The 15,433-nt window shown below is 67.6% G+C and carries 3 protein-coding genes; all 3 read left to right on the top strand.

Annotated elements, in window-relative coordinates; genetic code table 11:
- The first annotated feature begins 36 nt into the window (after window positions 1–36).
- From DK926_RS16585 to DK926_RS16575, 3 genes are read left to right on the top strand one after another with little or no spacing between them, the layout of a single operon-like run.
- Window positions 37–699, top strand: coding sequence for an isochorismatase family protein (locus tag DK926_RS16585; protein ID WP_114331324.1), 663 nt, complete (start codon window positions 37–39; stop codon window positions 697–699).
- The gene (locus DK926_RS16580) at window positions 696–2,312 is read left to right on the top strand and encodes an AMP-binding protein (RefSeq protein ID WP_114331323.1); all 1,617 of its coding nucleotides are present in this window, start codon (window positions 696–698) and stop codon (window positions 2,310–2,312) included. Before DK926_RS16585 ends, DK926_RS16580 begins: the two co-directional genes overlap by 4 nt.
- Complete coding sequence (locus tag DK926_RS16575) at window positions 2,309–15,427, top strand: non-ribosomal peptide synthetase (protein WP_243636854.1); 13,119 nt, start codon at window positions 2,309–2,311, stop codon at window positions 15,425–15,427. The genes DK926_RS16580 and DK926_RS16575 overlap by 4 nt, the downstream gene beginning before the upstream one ends.
- The last annotated feature ends 6 nt before the right edge of the window (window positions 15,428–15,433 follow it).

Below are 15,433 nucleotides of genomic sequence, written 5' to 3'. Positions count from 1 at the left end.
CGAAGACCGATTTTCGTACGAACGAGAGGGACGACCATGGCAATTCCGAAGATCACGAGCTACTCGATTCCCGGCCGTGACGAAGTTCCGGCCAACGTCGTCGACTGGGAGCTCGACCCCGACCGGGCGGCGCTGCTCATCCACGACATGCAGAACTACTTCATCGACGCGTACTCCGACGCGCCCGAGCTGATCACACCCGTCGTCGAGAGGATCTCGGCACTGCGAGAACAGGCGTCCGATCTCGGCATCCCGGTGGTGTACACGATGCAACCCGGCGACCAACATCCCTCTCGCCGCGGCATTCTCGCGGACTTCTGGGGGCCGGGCCTTGGGTCGGGACGCGACACCGACGTCATCGACGCGCTCGCTCCGCGTCGCGGCGACATCGAGGTCACCAAGTGGCGGTACTCGGCGTTCCAGCGCACCGACCTTCGTGAGCTCCTCGGCCATCACGGCCGTGACCAGCTGATCGTCACGGGCGTCTACGCGCACATGGGCTGCATGCTCAGTGCCGCAGAGGCCTTCATGTCCGATGTCTGCCCGTTCCTCGTGCTCGACGCGACCGCGGACTTCTCGCGCGACGAGCACGTCATGGCGGCGACCTACGCCGCCAAGCGGTGCGGTGCGGTCGTCACCGCCACGGACGTTGCCGACGCGCTCGCCCGTCAGCCCGTGGCAGCGGGCGTCGCACGATGAGCTCGTCGGTGGACACACTCACGCCGCTGGTGCTCGACGGTGTCGTGCCCTATCCCGAGGAGTTCGCAGCCGACTACCGGGACAAGGGCTACTGGACGGGGCAGACGCACTCGGATCTGTTGGCGGACAGCGTGTCCGCGTATTCGACGCGCATCGCGGTGGTCGACGACCATCGTGCGCTGACCTACGCCGAGTTGGCCGATCGCGTCCAAGCGGTGGCAGGCGAATTCGACGCGCGAGGTATCGGCCGCGGTGACCGCGTCGTGGTGCACATGCCGAACACCAGCGAATTCGTCGAGGTCGTCTTCGCGCTGTTCGAGCTCGGTGCGTTACCCGTCTTCGCGCTCGCAGCACACCGACGAGCCGAGATCGAACAGTTCTGCCGCGCCACCGACGCCCGGGCGTACGTCACCGTCGACCGCTTCGGGTCGACCTCGTACACCGAGATCGCGGACGAGATCCGCTCTGCGGTACCGAATCTGGTCACCGTCGTCGTGCCGGTCGGAAAGCCGCCGTGGGCCACCGCGGACGCCGTGCCGAGGCGCACGCGTGCGTTGCCGTCGGACATCGCGTTTCTGCAGTTGTCCGGCGGAACGACGGGCACGCCCAAGCTGATCCCGCGCACGCACGACGACTACCTCTACTCGGTGCGCGAGAGTGCGCGCATCTGCGAGATCGACGAGACGTCCGTCATGCTTGCGGCACTGCCCATCTCGCACAACTTCACGATGAGCTCCCCGGGATTGCTCGGTGTCGTCGCCGTCGGCGGCAGCGTCGTGATGGCGCCCGATCCGTCGCCCGACACGTGCCTGCGCCTGGTCGAGCAGCATGCGGTCACGCACGCAGCGTTGGTGCCCCCGGTCCTGATGGCGTGGCTCAACTCGTCGGCGCGCCGGGCACGCGATCTGACGTCGCTGGTCTCGGTGTGGGTGGGCGGCGCGAAGCTGACCGAGGAAGTCGCTCGCCGGGTTCGCCCCGAACTGGGCTGCTCTTTGACCCAGGTCTTCGGGATGGCCGAGGGGCTCGTCAACTACACCCGCGTCGGCGACGACGACGCCACCGTGTTCGGCACGCAGGGAAGGCCCATCTCGCCGGGCGACGAGGTACGCGTCGTCGACGATGCTGGGCAGCCGGTGGAGACAGGAATGCCGGGGCATCTGCAGACACGCGGACCGTACACGATTCGCGGGTACTTCCGTGCCCCCGAACACAATCGGACTGCGTTCACCATGGACGGCTTCTACACCACCGGTGACATCGTCGTCCAGGACGACAGGGGCTACCTCCAGGTCGTCGGCCGCAGCAAGGATCAGATCAACCGCGGTGGTGAGAAGGTCGCGCCTGCGGTCGTCGAGAACCATCTGCTCGCGCACGAGAAGATTCACGACGTCTCGGTCGTCGGCATTCCCGATCCCGTTCTCGGAGAGAAGATCTGCGCGTTCGTCATCCGCCGTGACCCCGATTCCGACGAGCCGACGGCGGGACAGTTGCGGGCATTTCTTCGTACCGAGCGCAAGGTGGCTGCGTACACCGTTCCGGACAAGTTCGAGTTCGTCTCCGAATTCCCCACGACCTCGGTGGGCAAGATCGACAAGAAGAGCCAATCACGATGACACTCGTCGAAGAGCACCGCACCGACACCGCAGCGGCACTGATGCCTCTGACCGGCGCCCAGCTGGGTATCTGGAATGCGCAACGGCTGGAACCGGATTCGCCGTACTACCTCGTCGGCGAGGTGCTCGAGATCGACGCGTCCGGTGACGGCGTGCCGATCGACGTGTCGGTTCTGATCGACGCCATCAGCGCCACGGTTGCCGAGGCGGACACGATGCGACTCCGCTTCGTGGCATCCGACGACGGGCCGCGGCAGTGGATCGAACCGGCGGACGCCGTCGACGTTCCGGTCGTCGACCTGACCGGCCAGGCGGATCCCCACGCTGCAGCCCACGAACACGTCACGCGCATTCGGCGGGATGCGGCCGAGGCAGCCCGCGAGATGGTCGATCGAGAACTCTTCGTCTACACCGTTCTTCGGCTCTCCGAGACCGAGGTCTGGTGCGTTCAGCTCTACCACCACCTGATCGTCGACGGTTACTCCGCTGCGATGATCTCGCGCCGTCTCGCCGCACGGTACACGTCGGCGGTGACTGGAAAGACGCTGCGCCCGAATCCGTTCGGCTCGTTCGGCGACGTCGTCACCGAGGACGTCCGGTACCGGGAATCCGACGACGCCTCCTCCGATCGGGACTACTGGACGCGGCGGCTCAGTCCGCTTCCCGAGCTGCGCGGACGATCGACCGGCGACGTCGGGTCGGCTCCGCGGACGCACTCCGCGCGCGCCGTCGTCGAGGCGGACGGGATGGCGTTGCTGAGGTCGATCGCCGAGGACATCGGCTGCACGTGGGCCGACGTGTTCATCGGAGCGTACGCAGGCTTCGTCGCCCGCCTGCAGCAGACCACCGATGTCGTCCTTGCCCTGCCGATCATGGTGCGCACCACGCGCGCGACACTGACCACCCCGTCGATGGCCGTGAACGTGCTGCCGCTGCGTGTGTCGGTGTCCTTGACCGACGACGTCCGAGCACTCGCGACGTCGGTGGCCGCGGCTCTCGGCGAGCTGCGAGCCCATCAGCGCTATCGCGGTGAAGACATCGTGCGCGACCTTTCTGCCCCTGGCGCGGGTGCGCTGCTGCACGGTGTCGGTATCAACCTGAAAGCGTTCGACGTCGAGCTCGACTTCGCCGGGGCGGTCGGAACGCTGCGTAACGTCGCGGGTGGTCCGCCCGAGGAACTCGGTCTGACGGCCACGCCCCTCGACGGTGGACGGATGCTGCTCGGCTTCGAGGTCGACGCGAGGGCTGTGTCCGCCGAGGCCGCGGCGGCCCGTGTGCGGGGTCTGGCCGAGCTCGTCGGTGCGCTGTGCGCTCCCGAACGACCGACGCTGGCCGACGTCGACCTGCGCGGCGCGGGGATTCCCGCCGGGTGGACGCCGCCTCCCTTGGTGCGCGACGCGCCGCCCGTGCGAACGGTGTTCGCGGACATGGTCGTCCGTCATGCGGACGAGGTCGTGCTGGTCGATTCCGAGACACACTGGACCGCAGCCGAACTCGGAGAACGCGTCGGCACGATCGCAGGGGTGCTCCGGCGCCGCGGTGTCGGTGCGGACGACATCGTCGCGTTGGCGCTGCCACGCAGCGCGGACATCGTCGCGAGCATCTTCGCCGTGTGGGAGGTCGGCGCGGCGTACGTCGTGCTCGACCCGGCATACCCGACCGAACGGCTCGACGCGCTCGCTTCCCAGGCGAAGCCGGTGCTGATGCTGTGTGCCGAAACTTCGCCGGTGGCAGTCGACTGCGACGTCCTGCCTCTGAACGACCTGACCGGGGACGCAGTCCGACTGGGGGAGTCGGCCGCGTCCCGACCCGACGACATGGCCTACGTGCTGTTCACGTCCGGCTCGACGGGTACTCCCAAAGGCGTCGTCGTACGCGCGGGCGGCCTGGCGCACCTCGTCGCGCGTCAGCGTGCCAGCGTCTATGCCGATGCTGCGTCACGCGCGGGCGGGCGCCGGCTGCACGTCGCACACACCACGTCGTTCGCCTTCGACGCCTCGCTCGATCCGTTGCTGTGGATACTCGACGGCCACCGAGTGTTCTTGTACGACAGCGACGTTCAGCGCGATGCCGACCTGCAGATCGAGAAGTTCGCGGACGACGCGATCGACGTCGTCGACACGACCCCGTCCATGGCGTCGTTCCTCGTGGACGCGGGACTGACCGAATCCGGCGTGAACACCGTCGTCGTCGGCGGTGAGGCGTTGCCTCCCGCGCTCGCCGCAGTGCTGGGGGCGAGTGCGGCCCGCGTCTACAACATGTACGGACCGACCGAAGCGACGGTCGACGCCATCTCGGACGACGTCGACTCGGGCGTGGTACGCATCGGTCGTCCTCTCGACGGAACCGCGGCCTACCTGCTCGACGGTGCGCTTCGGCCCGTGCTCGACGGCGAAGTCGGCGAACTGTATCTGGCCGGCCCGCAGCTCGCGCGCGGATACCTCGATCGACCGGGTGCCACCGCCGACCGGTTCGTCGCGAATCCGACCCTTCCCGGGTGTCGCATGTACCGCACCGGCGACCTCGCGCGCTGGGACGACGCCACCGGGTTCGAGTATCTCGGTCGCGCCGACGACCAGGTCAAGATCCGGGGACATCGCGTCGAACTGCGGGAAGTGGAAGAGGTTCTCGCACAGATCGACTCGGTGCGGACCGCGGTTGCCGTCGTCCTCGGGTCCGGGGCAGGCGCCAAGCTCGTCGGCTATGTCACCGCCCACGGAGACACGAGCGGTGACGACGTCCGACGCGCACTGCTCACGCGGGTCCCCGATCATCTTGTTCCGTCGGCCGTCGTCGTACTCGACGAACTGCCCGTCACCGTCAACGGCAAGGTGGACCGTGCCCGGTTGCCTGCGCCGTCGGCGTCCGGTCCGGTCTCGGTCGACCGAACACCGAGCACCCCAGCCGAATTCGCGCTGTGTGCTGTGGTCGGTGAGGTCCTGGGGCACGACGACGTCTCCGTCGACTCCGACTTGTTCACCCTCGGCGGGGACAGTATCGGCGCGATCGCCATCAGCGCGCGATTGCGCGGGCACGGAGTGGTGCTGACACCGAAGGAGATTCTGTCCGGGCGTGACCTCGCTGCGTTGGCCGCCGCGTCTCGGACACTCGAGCGGCGTGCCGACGACGTCGACGACGACATCGCCGTCGGTCCCGCCCCGACGACTCCCGTCATGCGCAACGCGCTGTCCGTCGACACGCTCGATGCGGTGGCGTCGTACGCGCAATGGACTGCCGTCGAGGTCGACGAGCACGTGGACGTCGAACAGCTGCAGGCCGCACTGCGCACCGTGCTCGGTCGCCATGCGGCCCTGCGAATGACGGTGCGCGACGCGGAATCGGTGGACATTCCCGAGTCCGTCGACCCGACCGAGGTCGCCGAACTCGGGCCGATGACGAGCGCGGACGCAGGAACTCGAACCGCGTGCCTCGCGCGCGAACTAGCGCAGGACTTGAACCCGGTTGCCGGAACGATGGTGCGGCTCGGCGTGATTCGGGTCGTGGACGGTCCGGACCGGGTGCTGACCGTCGTGCATCACTTCGCTGTCGACGCGGTGTCCTGGAGCGTGCTGGTCGCAGACCTGGTGGCGACGGCGTCCGACCGTGAACTCGCGAGGACCGACGAACAGTCCTGGCGGTATCGTGCGGGTGAACTCGCCGATCGCGCCTCGGCGCACCGCTATCTCGACGAACTGAGTCACTGGTCCGCAGTCCTGACGTCGAATCGTGCGGTGTTGACCGAGACCGGGCCACGGCCTGGCGTCGACACCCATGCGACCGCGTCGGTCACCACGACGACGACGTCGGGTGCCGTCGCAGCTGCAGTCCTCGACCTGTGCGCCAAGTACGGCGCTCGACCCGACGAAGTTCTTCTCGTCGCACTCGCTCTTGCGGTGCGCACCTCGTTCGGTGACCGAGGCGACTTCCCGGTCCTCATGGAAGGCCACGGTCGGGACAACGAAAACGGCGACCGTCGCGGCCGCGGCTCGACCGTCGGGTGGTTCACGACCGAATATCCCGTGACGGTGCCGGGTTCGTGCGTCTCGGCGGACGATCGGTTCGCCGAAGCACGTTCGGGTGGAGCCGTTCTCGCCGAGATGCTGCATGCCGTCAAGACCGATCGCCGACGCGGCCGCGACAGCGGAGTGGGGTACGGCGTCCTGCGGTTCCTGGACGACGCGGGACGCGACCTCGCGTCGGTGCCCGCACCGCAGATCGTGCTGAACTACCTGGGCGCGTCGACCGGTCTGTCGGGTGCCGGCTGGCGTTCCGCGCCGGGCAAAGCCTTCGGAGTCGTCGAACCGCACGGTCGGACACTGTCGGAAGTGTTGTCCGTCAACGTCTTCGCGCAGGACTCGAACCTGGTGATCGAATGGACCGCGGCGAGCGAACTTCTGGACGCCGACGCGGTGGCCTCGCTGCAGTCGTCGTTCACCGACGCGCTGGAAAGCCTCGCCGTGCACGCCGCCGTGTTCGACGGTGGACTGAGCGCGGTGGACTGCGGCACGGTGTCGGTCACTCAGCGCCAGATCGACGAACTCGAGTCCATCACCGGCCCACTGGACACTCTGCTGCCGCTGTCGCCGCTGCAGGCGGGTCTGCTGGCTCACGCCGCGCGCCACGCCGAACGTGACGTGTACACCCTGACGGCCGTCGTCGACCTCGACGGCGACCTGGACCCCCGTCGACTGCACGACGCATTCGACGCGGTCGTGTCCCGTCACCCGAACCTGGCGTCCGGCTTCCATTTCGAGGGAGTGGACGAGCCGGTTCAATCGATTCCACGCGACAAGAGTGTTCGCTGGGACGTGACCGACGTGCGCACGCTGTCCAGGCGTGCCGCCGACTCCGTCGCCGCTCTCGTGCAGAACCGCGCCGCAAGGGCGGTGTTCGACGTCCGACGCGGTCCGCTTCTCGCTGCACACGTGGTGCTGTTGCCGCAGAATCGCACCCGCCTCGTTCTGAATGCCCACCATCTGGTGACCGACGGATGGTCCACACCCATCGTGCTGCGCGAGCTGGTGCAGCACTACAACCACGGCGGGGCGGGACGTGCACCGGCCGCCGACTACGCCGACTTCCTTCGCTGGTTGAGCCGGCTGGATCACACCACACTGCGGGAACTGTGGCGGACCCGGCTCGCCGGAGTCACGGAGCCGACGATCGTCGCCCGCGGGACCGGCGATTCCGGAACGGCCGGGTCGTCGATCCCCGTCGAACTTCCGTCGTCGACGGGTGAGGCGCTGGCTGGTCTCGCCCGAGAGAACGGCCTCACCGTCAACACTCTGGTGCAGGGCGCGTGGAGCGCGGTGCTGTGCGCTCTCGTCGGGCGGGACGACGTGGTGTTCGGCACCACCGTCTCCGGCCGGCCGTCGGACCTCGACCGCGTCGAAGAGATGGTCGGTCTGTTCAGCAACACCGTGCCGGTCCGTATGCAGCTCGATGCGCGCCCGTTGCGCGAGGTGCTGCAGCGAAGCCAGTCCGAACAGTACGACCTCGGTGACGCACAGCAACTTCCGTTGTCGGAGATCGAATCCTGCGCCGACTCCCGTGGCCGTGGTCCGTTGTTCGACACGCTCGTCGTGTTCGAGAACTATCCCGGCGCGTTCGGTGCCGACGACGATCCGCCTGCGGAGACGCGCATCCTGGGTATCGGAAACGTCAGCGTCACGCAGTATCCGCTGTCGCTGCTCGCGCCCCCGGGAGACCGATTCACGCTCGTCGTCGATCACGATCCTGACGAAGTCGGTACGGACGTCGTTCGGACTGTCGTGCAGTCACTTTCGGAGATTCTCGGCGAGATGATCGTCGACCTCGAACGGCCGGCCTCGGACTTCGTGCCGTCGTCGATCCCGACGCTTCCACCGCGCCGAACCGCCCGAGTCGCGTCCGTCGTACCGTCGTCGGCGGCCGATCGGATGACTGCCGAGATCGTCGCGACGCAGCTGTCCACCGTGCTCGAGGTACCGATCGGTGTCGACGACGACTTCTTCGACCGCGGGGGACACTCGCTCGCCGCGATGCGTGCGGTCGCTGCCCTGCGTCGCGTGGGGATTGCAGTCACCGTCGCCGAGTTCTTCGACGCTCGCACGCCCAGATCGATTGCAGCACTGTCGCGTACGCTGGCGGTCCCGCCGGCGCCGGAATCGACCACCGTCGAGCCGGTCGTGTCCTCGGCGCAGAAGCGTCTGTGGATACTCGAACGGCTGGGCCCGGGTTCGCACGCACACGACGTCCCCGTCGTGCTCGAACTGGCCGGTCCCGTCGACGTCGACGCGTTACGTGATGCCTGGCGTGATGTTCTGGTGCACTTCGACATTCTGCGGACGTGCTACCCAGCGGACGCCGGCGGCGACCCACGACCTCACGTCCGGGGTGAGTCGGAGATTCCGGAGCTGACGATCGTCGACGCCCCGGTGGACATGCAGGAGGCCGTCCAGTCGTTCCTCACCGCTCCCGATGCCGTGTTCGACATCGAACGGCGGGTACCGGCCCGCGCGAGCGTGATTCGCGGTAGTGGTGACCGGCTCGTGCTCGTGATCGTCGTGCACCACATCGCGATCGATGGATCGTCGGTGAGAGTGGTCCTGGAATCGTTGGGGCGCGCGTACGAGCAGCGGCTCGCAGGGCAGGTGCCCAGGCTCGACACCGGTGCACCGTCGTTCTGGGAGTTCGCGGCCCAGGCCGACACCCCGTCGGACTCGGTGCAGTACTGGTCGAGTGCGCTCGCCGATCTTCCTGCCGAACTCGACCTTCCGACCGACCGGCCTCGACCGCGAGACGCGTCGCATCGTTCGGTGGGCGTGCGCACGGCACTGAGCGAGAAGACCGCCCGGGGAATGCGCACTGCCGCCGTCCGTCACGGGGTCAGCCCGCTGATGATCCTCGAGGCCGCAGTCGCACTGGCGTGGAACAGGTTCGGCGCAGGTGTCGACATACCGCTGGGCACGACGGTGTCGGATCGAGAACTACTCGGCGACGGCCGTTTCCGCGACACCGTGGGCTACCTCGTCAACACGGTCGTTCATCGAATCGACCTGTCGGGCAACCCCACACCGGCCCAGGTGCTCGAACGCGTGCGTGCAACATCTCTGGCTGCACTCGAACATCAGCACGTTCCGTTCGATCGTGTCGTCGACGCGGTCGCGCCGCAGCGACTGTTGGGCAGACACCCGCTGTTCCAGACCATGGTCGGCCACGAGGTTCGCGGTGACTCGATGCGGTGGGGAGAGGCGACGGCGATCGAACTCGAACCCGTCGACCCACCTGCCCGTATGGACGTCGCAGTGTGGTTGCGGGAGAGCCGGGACGGTATGGAGGTGGCCGTCGGCGGTGCGGCCGATCTGTTCGACGTCGGTACCACCCGGAACCTCGCCGCCGAGATCATCCGTTCGCTGGACGACGTACTGGAACGCTCCGACGAACCGCTGTCGCGATCCGGTCGAGACGACCTGTTGTATTCGCCTGTGCGCGAATCCGTTCCGCAGTCGTTGATCCAGCGGTTCCACGATCGTGCTGTGCACGACCCGAACGGCGTCGCCGTGGTCGCCGGTGACCGTCTCCTCACGTACGGCGAACTCGCGTCTCGTGTGGAGGCGACAGCGCGTGTTCTGACCGTCCGCGGTGTGCGGCCCGGTTCGGTCGTCGGCGTCGCGGTCGGTCGTGACGAAGACCTTCCGACGGCCCTGTTGGCCGTCCTGCGGTGCGGTGCGGCGTACCTGCCGCTGGATGTCGACTACCCCCGGCAGCGCCTGCAGTACATGATCGACGACGCGAAGCCGACGTGCGTTCTCGTGCAGCGCGCCACCGTCGACGCGGTGTCGTGGATCGACCTGCCCGCGGTCCTCGTCGACGACGTCGATGTCGAGCGCCGGTCCGACGTCGTTCTGCCCCCGATGCCGGTGGCCGACGACGCACTTGCCTACGTCATCCACACCTCCGGTACCACCGGTAAGCCCAAGGGTGTCATGGTGACGACGGCGAATCTTGCCGCGTTCGCCGACGCCGCGGTTCGGCTGGGGTGGATCCGGTCGTCCGACACCCTCGTCGCCGTGACGACGGTGTCGTTCGACATCGCGGTACTGGAACTGTTGTGCCCGTTGATCGTCGGCGCGTCCGTCGTCGTCGTTCCGCGCACGACCGTCGTCGATCCACCGAAGCTCGCAGCGGTGATCGCCGAGGCGAACGCGACTGTCGTGCAGGCAACACCGTCGCTGTGGCGCCTGCTGCTCGGTAGCCTGCGGGACTGTTCCATACGTGTGCTCGTCGGCGGAGAAGCTGTCCCGGCCGAACTCGCCGACCAGTTGACGGCCGTCGGCGACACGGTCTGGAACGTGTACGGCCCGACGGAAGCCACCGTGTGGGCCACGGCCGCCGAACTCCGGAGGGGAACGCCCGTCACGATCGGGTCCCCGTGGATCGACGTCGACGCGCGGGTTCTGGACGAGTGGATGCGCGAGGTGCCGAACGGTGCGGCAGGAGAGCTGTACCTCGGGGGCGCGCAGGTGGCACGCGGCTATCTGAATCGGCCGTCGCACAGCGCGACACGGTTCGTCGCGCACCCGTCGAAGGCCGGTGAACGGCTGTATCGCACGGGTGACCTCGTACGGAAGCGCGACGGCCGGCTCGAGTACCTGCGACGCACCGACGACCAGGTCAAGGTCCGCGGTTTCCGAGTCGAGCTCGGCGACGTCGAGTCGGCTCTGCGGGCCCTCGACGGCATCGCCGACGCCGCCGCCAAGGTCGCGGAGATCGCCGACGGTACGGTCCGGCTCTTCGGATACGTCGTACCCGTCGATGGAATCGAACCGAACGGCGACGTGGTCCGTGAACGACTCGCCGCCACGGTGCCGAATCAGTTTCTTCCGCAATCGATCACGGTCCTGTCGTCTCTGCCTCGTACCTTGAACGGCAAACTCGATCGAGGTGCACTGCCGGTGCCTCGTCGTCGGGAAGAGACTGAAGAGACTGTGGCGCAGGGAGATCGGGCCGCATCGACGATTCTCGGGGACCTTCTCGCCGCGGCATCGGAGGTGTTGGGTACCGAGGTCGCTCCCGACGTCGGTTTCTTCGCAGCGGGCGGCGACAGCATCGCCGCTGTGCGGTTCGTCGCGGCCGCCGACAGGCGCGGCGTCACGGCCTCGGTCGCCTCGGTGTTCGAGTCGCACTCGTTCGTAGACCTCGCGGAGGCGGCCATCCGCAGCAGTGGCGTGGCCGACGACACGTCGACCGAGCTGGTCGAGGTCGGCGACGCCGAACGTGAGACGCTGGACGCCGACTATGCGGGGTGGCAGCGGGTTCTTCCGTTGACGCCTTTGCAGCGCGGAATGTACTTCCAGTCCGTCACCAGCGGGCAGAGCGCCGACAGCTACCACGTGCAGCACCGATTCACGTTCGCCGAACCGATCGACCTTCGGGCGCTGAACATCGCCGTGGCTGCGGTTCTGCGGCGCTATCCGAACCTGACCGCGGTGTTCACGCACGCGGTGCTCGCGGAGCCGGTGTCGATCCTTCGCCCGGCAGCCGTCGTCGTGGACGAGCAGTTCGTGGAGTCGTCGGCCGACTTCGATGCCGTTGCCGCAGACGAGTTCGCCCGCCCGTTCCGGCTGGATCGGGGGCCGTTGCTGCGCGCGGTCGTTGCAGTTGCGTCCAAGACCGAACAATTGATCGTCACCGGACATCATCTGCTGACCGATGCGTGGTCGCAGGGTGTGTTGTTCGGCGAGTTGTTCGTGCTGTACGGCGTCGCCAGGACACTGGCGGGTCCCGAGACGACCGACGACGACGTCGTCGACGCGGCGCTGCGGGTTCTCGAACCGGCGGCCGACTTCACCGAGCATCTGCGACGGTTGTCCACGTTGGACGACGACGCGGCGCGGGCAGCGTGGGCGCGTCGCCTCGCCGATCTGGACGAACCCACGATCGTCGCTCGCCGCAACGGCCGAGGAGCCATGTCCGTGCCGAACCGGCACACTCGGCGAGTCGACGACACGGTGCGCGACGCCGTGACCGCCCTGGCCGCCGACCTGGGAATCACCGTCTCCGCCATCGTCTCGGCTGCATGGGGATTGACGTTGCGCAGAGTCACCGGCCGAGACGACGTCGTGTTCGGCACCACCGTGTCCGGTCGTGATCCGCGTGTGCCGCGCGCGGACCGCATGGTGGGGTTGACGCTGAACACGGTCCCGGTGCGAGTCACGATGTCGCCGCGAACGACGCTGCGCGAACTCGTGCGCGACGTCTTCACCGGCCAGGCGTCGGTGATCGACCACCATCACCTGGGGCTCGGTGAGATCTCGCGCGCCGCGGGCTTCGACACGCTCTTCGACACCCTGATGGTGTTCCGCAACGTCGGTGGTGACGCCGATCGAGCCGGAGTGTTCGAGCGTGTCGGCATCACCCACGCGGAGGCGTTCGACGCGACACACTATGCGGTCACACTCGACGTGGACCCGCGAAGTCGTAGCGGCGGAATGGAACTCACGCTGGAGAACCGGCCCGAACTCGTCGACGACGCGACGGCCGGTGCGCTGTCGTCCGTCGTCGCCGACATGCTCGGTGCGCTGGTCGGCGTGACGGGCGCAGTCACGGTTGCCGACACCGGCCGCGACAGAGACGACCCGGAGTCGACGCCGCTCACACCCGCCCGCATTCCGATACCTGGCCCGGGCGATCGCGAAGGAAGCATCGACGCGTTGCTGTCGGGGCGTGCCGCTGCGTCACCCGACGGTCCGGCATTGACGTGTGGCACCGAGACGCTGACGGCACGGCAATTCGACGACCGGGTCACTGCGCTCGCGTCGGTGCTCGCCGCGTCGGGAGTGGGCGCGGGCGACGTCGTGGCCTTGCTGTTGCCTCGCATCGCCGATCACGTCGTCGCGATCTTCGCCGTGATGCGTGCCGGCGCAGCGTATCTCCCACTCGATCGTGCGCATCCGGCTTCGAGACACGTCGAACTGGTTCTGGACAGTCGCGCGGCCGCGGTCGTCACCGTCGACGCCTCCTCGGACGACGTCGCAGCCGTCATCGCGGCGCTCCCTGCGAGTGTGGACGTGCTCGACCTGTCGGACCCCGCGGTGCGCTCTGTTCTGTCGGGTTCCGCCCCGCCGCCGACGGTCTCCCCGGACCGCATCGCCGGACCAGTTCATCCGGACCAGCTCGCGTACGTGATCTACACGTCTGGCTCGACCGGAAAGCCCAAGGGCGTCCAGGTCGGGCACCGCGGACTCACGGCGATGTACCACAATCACCGCGACGAGATCTTCCGTCCCACAGAGCAATCCGTCGGTGGGCGCACTCTGCGCATCGCCCACACGGTGTCGTTCTCGTTCGACATGTCGTGGGAGGAACTGTTCTGGATGGTGGCAGGCCATCACGTGCATGTCGTCGACGAGGCGGCGCGGGCCGATCCGATCGGTCTGGTCGGGCACTACCGCGACGTCGGCATCGACGTCGTCAACGTGACACCTTCCTACGCACGAGAACTGATCGCCGCGGGGCTTCTCGACGGCGAGCGGGCGCCGGTACTGGTGATGCTCGGCGGCGAAGCAGTACCGCAGGAATTGTGGACGCGGCTGCGCGAGCAGGACGGCGTCCACGGGTACGACCTGTACGGACCGACCGAGTTCACCATCAACGCCATGGGATCCGCGGTTGCCGACAGCGAGACACCGTGCCTGGGTCGTCCAGTGCGCAATGCCAGTGCGAGAGTGCTCGATTCGGGGCTCCGGCCCGTCGAGGTCGGTGCCTCGGGCGAGCTCTACATGTCCGGTGACGGAGTTGCCCACGGCTACCTCGGGCGTGTCGGACAGACGTCGAGCGTGTTCGTCGCCGATCCGTTCGCGGCGGGGCAGCGTATGTACCGGACCGGTGACCTGGTCCGCTACCTGCCCGGCGGTCGCCTCGAGTATCTCGGCCGCGTCGACAGACAGGTGAAGATCCGGGGAATGCGCATCGAGCTCGGTGAGGTCGAGTCCGCGCTCGAGTCGCTGCCCGGCGTCGAGCGGGCTGCCGCCACGGTCCGCGACGACAGTGGCATTCCTCGGCTCATCGGCTACGTCGTCGCGTCCGGTGAGTCTGCGGATCTACGTGCGCTGCTTCGTGATTCGGTTCCAACGCATCTGGTGCCGTCTCGGATCGTCGTCGTCGACCACATCCCGTTGACGATCAACGGCAAGCTCGATCGCGCTGCTCTTCCCGAGCCGCCGCGTCGCGACGTCGCCGGTACGTTGCGGACCGACACCCAGCGCCGCGTCGCACATATCTTCTCGGATGTGCTCGGCTGGAACGACATCGGCGGGGACGACGGTTTCGCCGACTGCGGGGGTGACTCGCTCGCCGCCATGCGCGTGGTGTCCCGGGTGGAGCGCGACTTCGGTGTTCGTGTCGAGATCGCGGATTTGATTGCGCGACAATCCGTCTCGTCGATTGCGGATCTCGTCGATGCCGGAGGAAGCTCTTCGGGCGACGACATCCTCCTGCGGTTCCCGACCGCGGCGACGGGTGACCCGCTGTTCTGCGTCCATCCTGCAGGTGGTGTCGCGTGGCAGTTCGCGCCTCTGGCTGCACGGATCGATCGGCCGGTCGTCGGGCTGCAGCTGCCCCAGGAGCGCCCGCACACGTTCGACGAGTTGGTCGAGCTGTACGTGCAGACGGTGCGGCAGGAACAGCCGGACGGTCCGTACGACCTGCTCGGCTATTCGTTCGGAGGAGTGCTGGCCCATGCGATGGCGGCCAGGCTGGATGCGCTCGGTGAATCCGTCGGCTTCGTCGGGTTGATCGACAGCGAACCTGCGGACGGACACACGTCCACCGATACCGTGCGGACAGCGAAAACCGTAGCGCCCGAGCTAGCACCCCATATCGGTGCGAACTTCGCCTACACTGCCTCCCTGCTGAGAAATGCGACATCGCCGACATATCGGGGAACGCTGACGCTGTTCGAGGCCCAGCGCTCGAAGTCACCGCTCGGTTTCGCCGATCGGTGGACGCGCGTGCACGACGGCGAACTCGTCGTCCACGCCGTCGATGCCGACCACGACGGGATGGTGGCCGCCGGGGGCTGGAGTTCGATCGTGCCGCTGCTGGCACACGAGAAGGATTCCGATGGGCACTAGAAGCCG

It is taken from the genome of Rhodococcus sp. Eu-32, from assembly GCF_003336925.1.
In the GTDB taxonomy this organism is placed as follows: domain Bacteria; phylum Actinomycetota; class Actinomycetes; order Mycobacteriales; family Mycobacteriaceae; genus Rhodococcoides; species Rhodococcoides kyotonensis_B.
This window is presented reverse-complemented; position numbering and strand designations above follow the sequence as displayed.

Coding starts and splice junctions, on each gene's coding strand:
- DK926_RS16575 (WP_243636854.1), top strand. CDS start 2,309: ATGACACTCGTCGAAGAGCACCGCACCGACACCGCAGCGGCACTGATG.
- DK926_RS16580 (WP_114331323.1), top strand. CDS start 696: ATGAGCTCGTCGGTGGACACACTCACGCCGCTGGTGCTCGACGGTGTC.
- DK926_RS16585 (WP_114331324.1), top strand. CDS start 37: ATGGCAATTCCGAAGATCACGAGCTACTCGATTCCCGGCCGTGACGAA.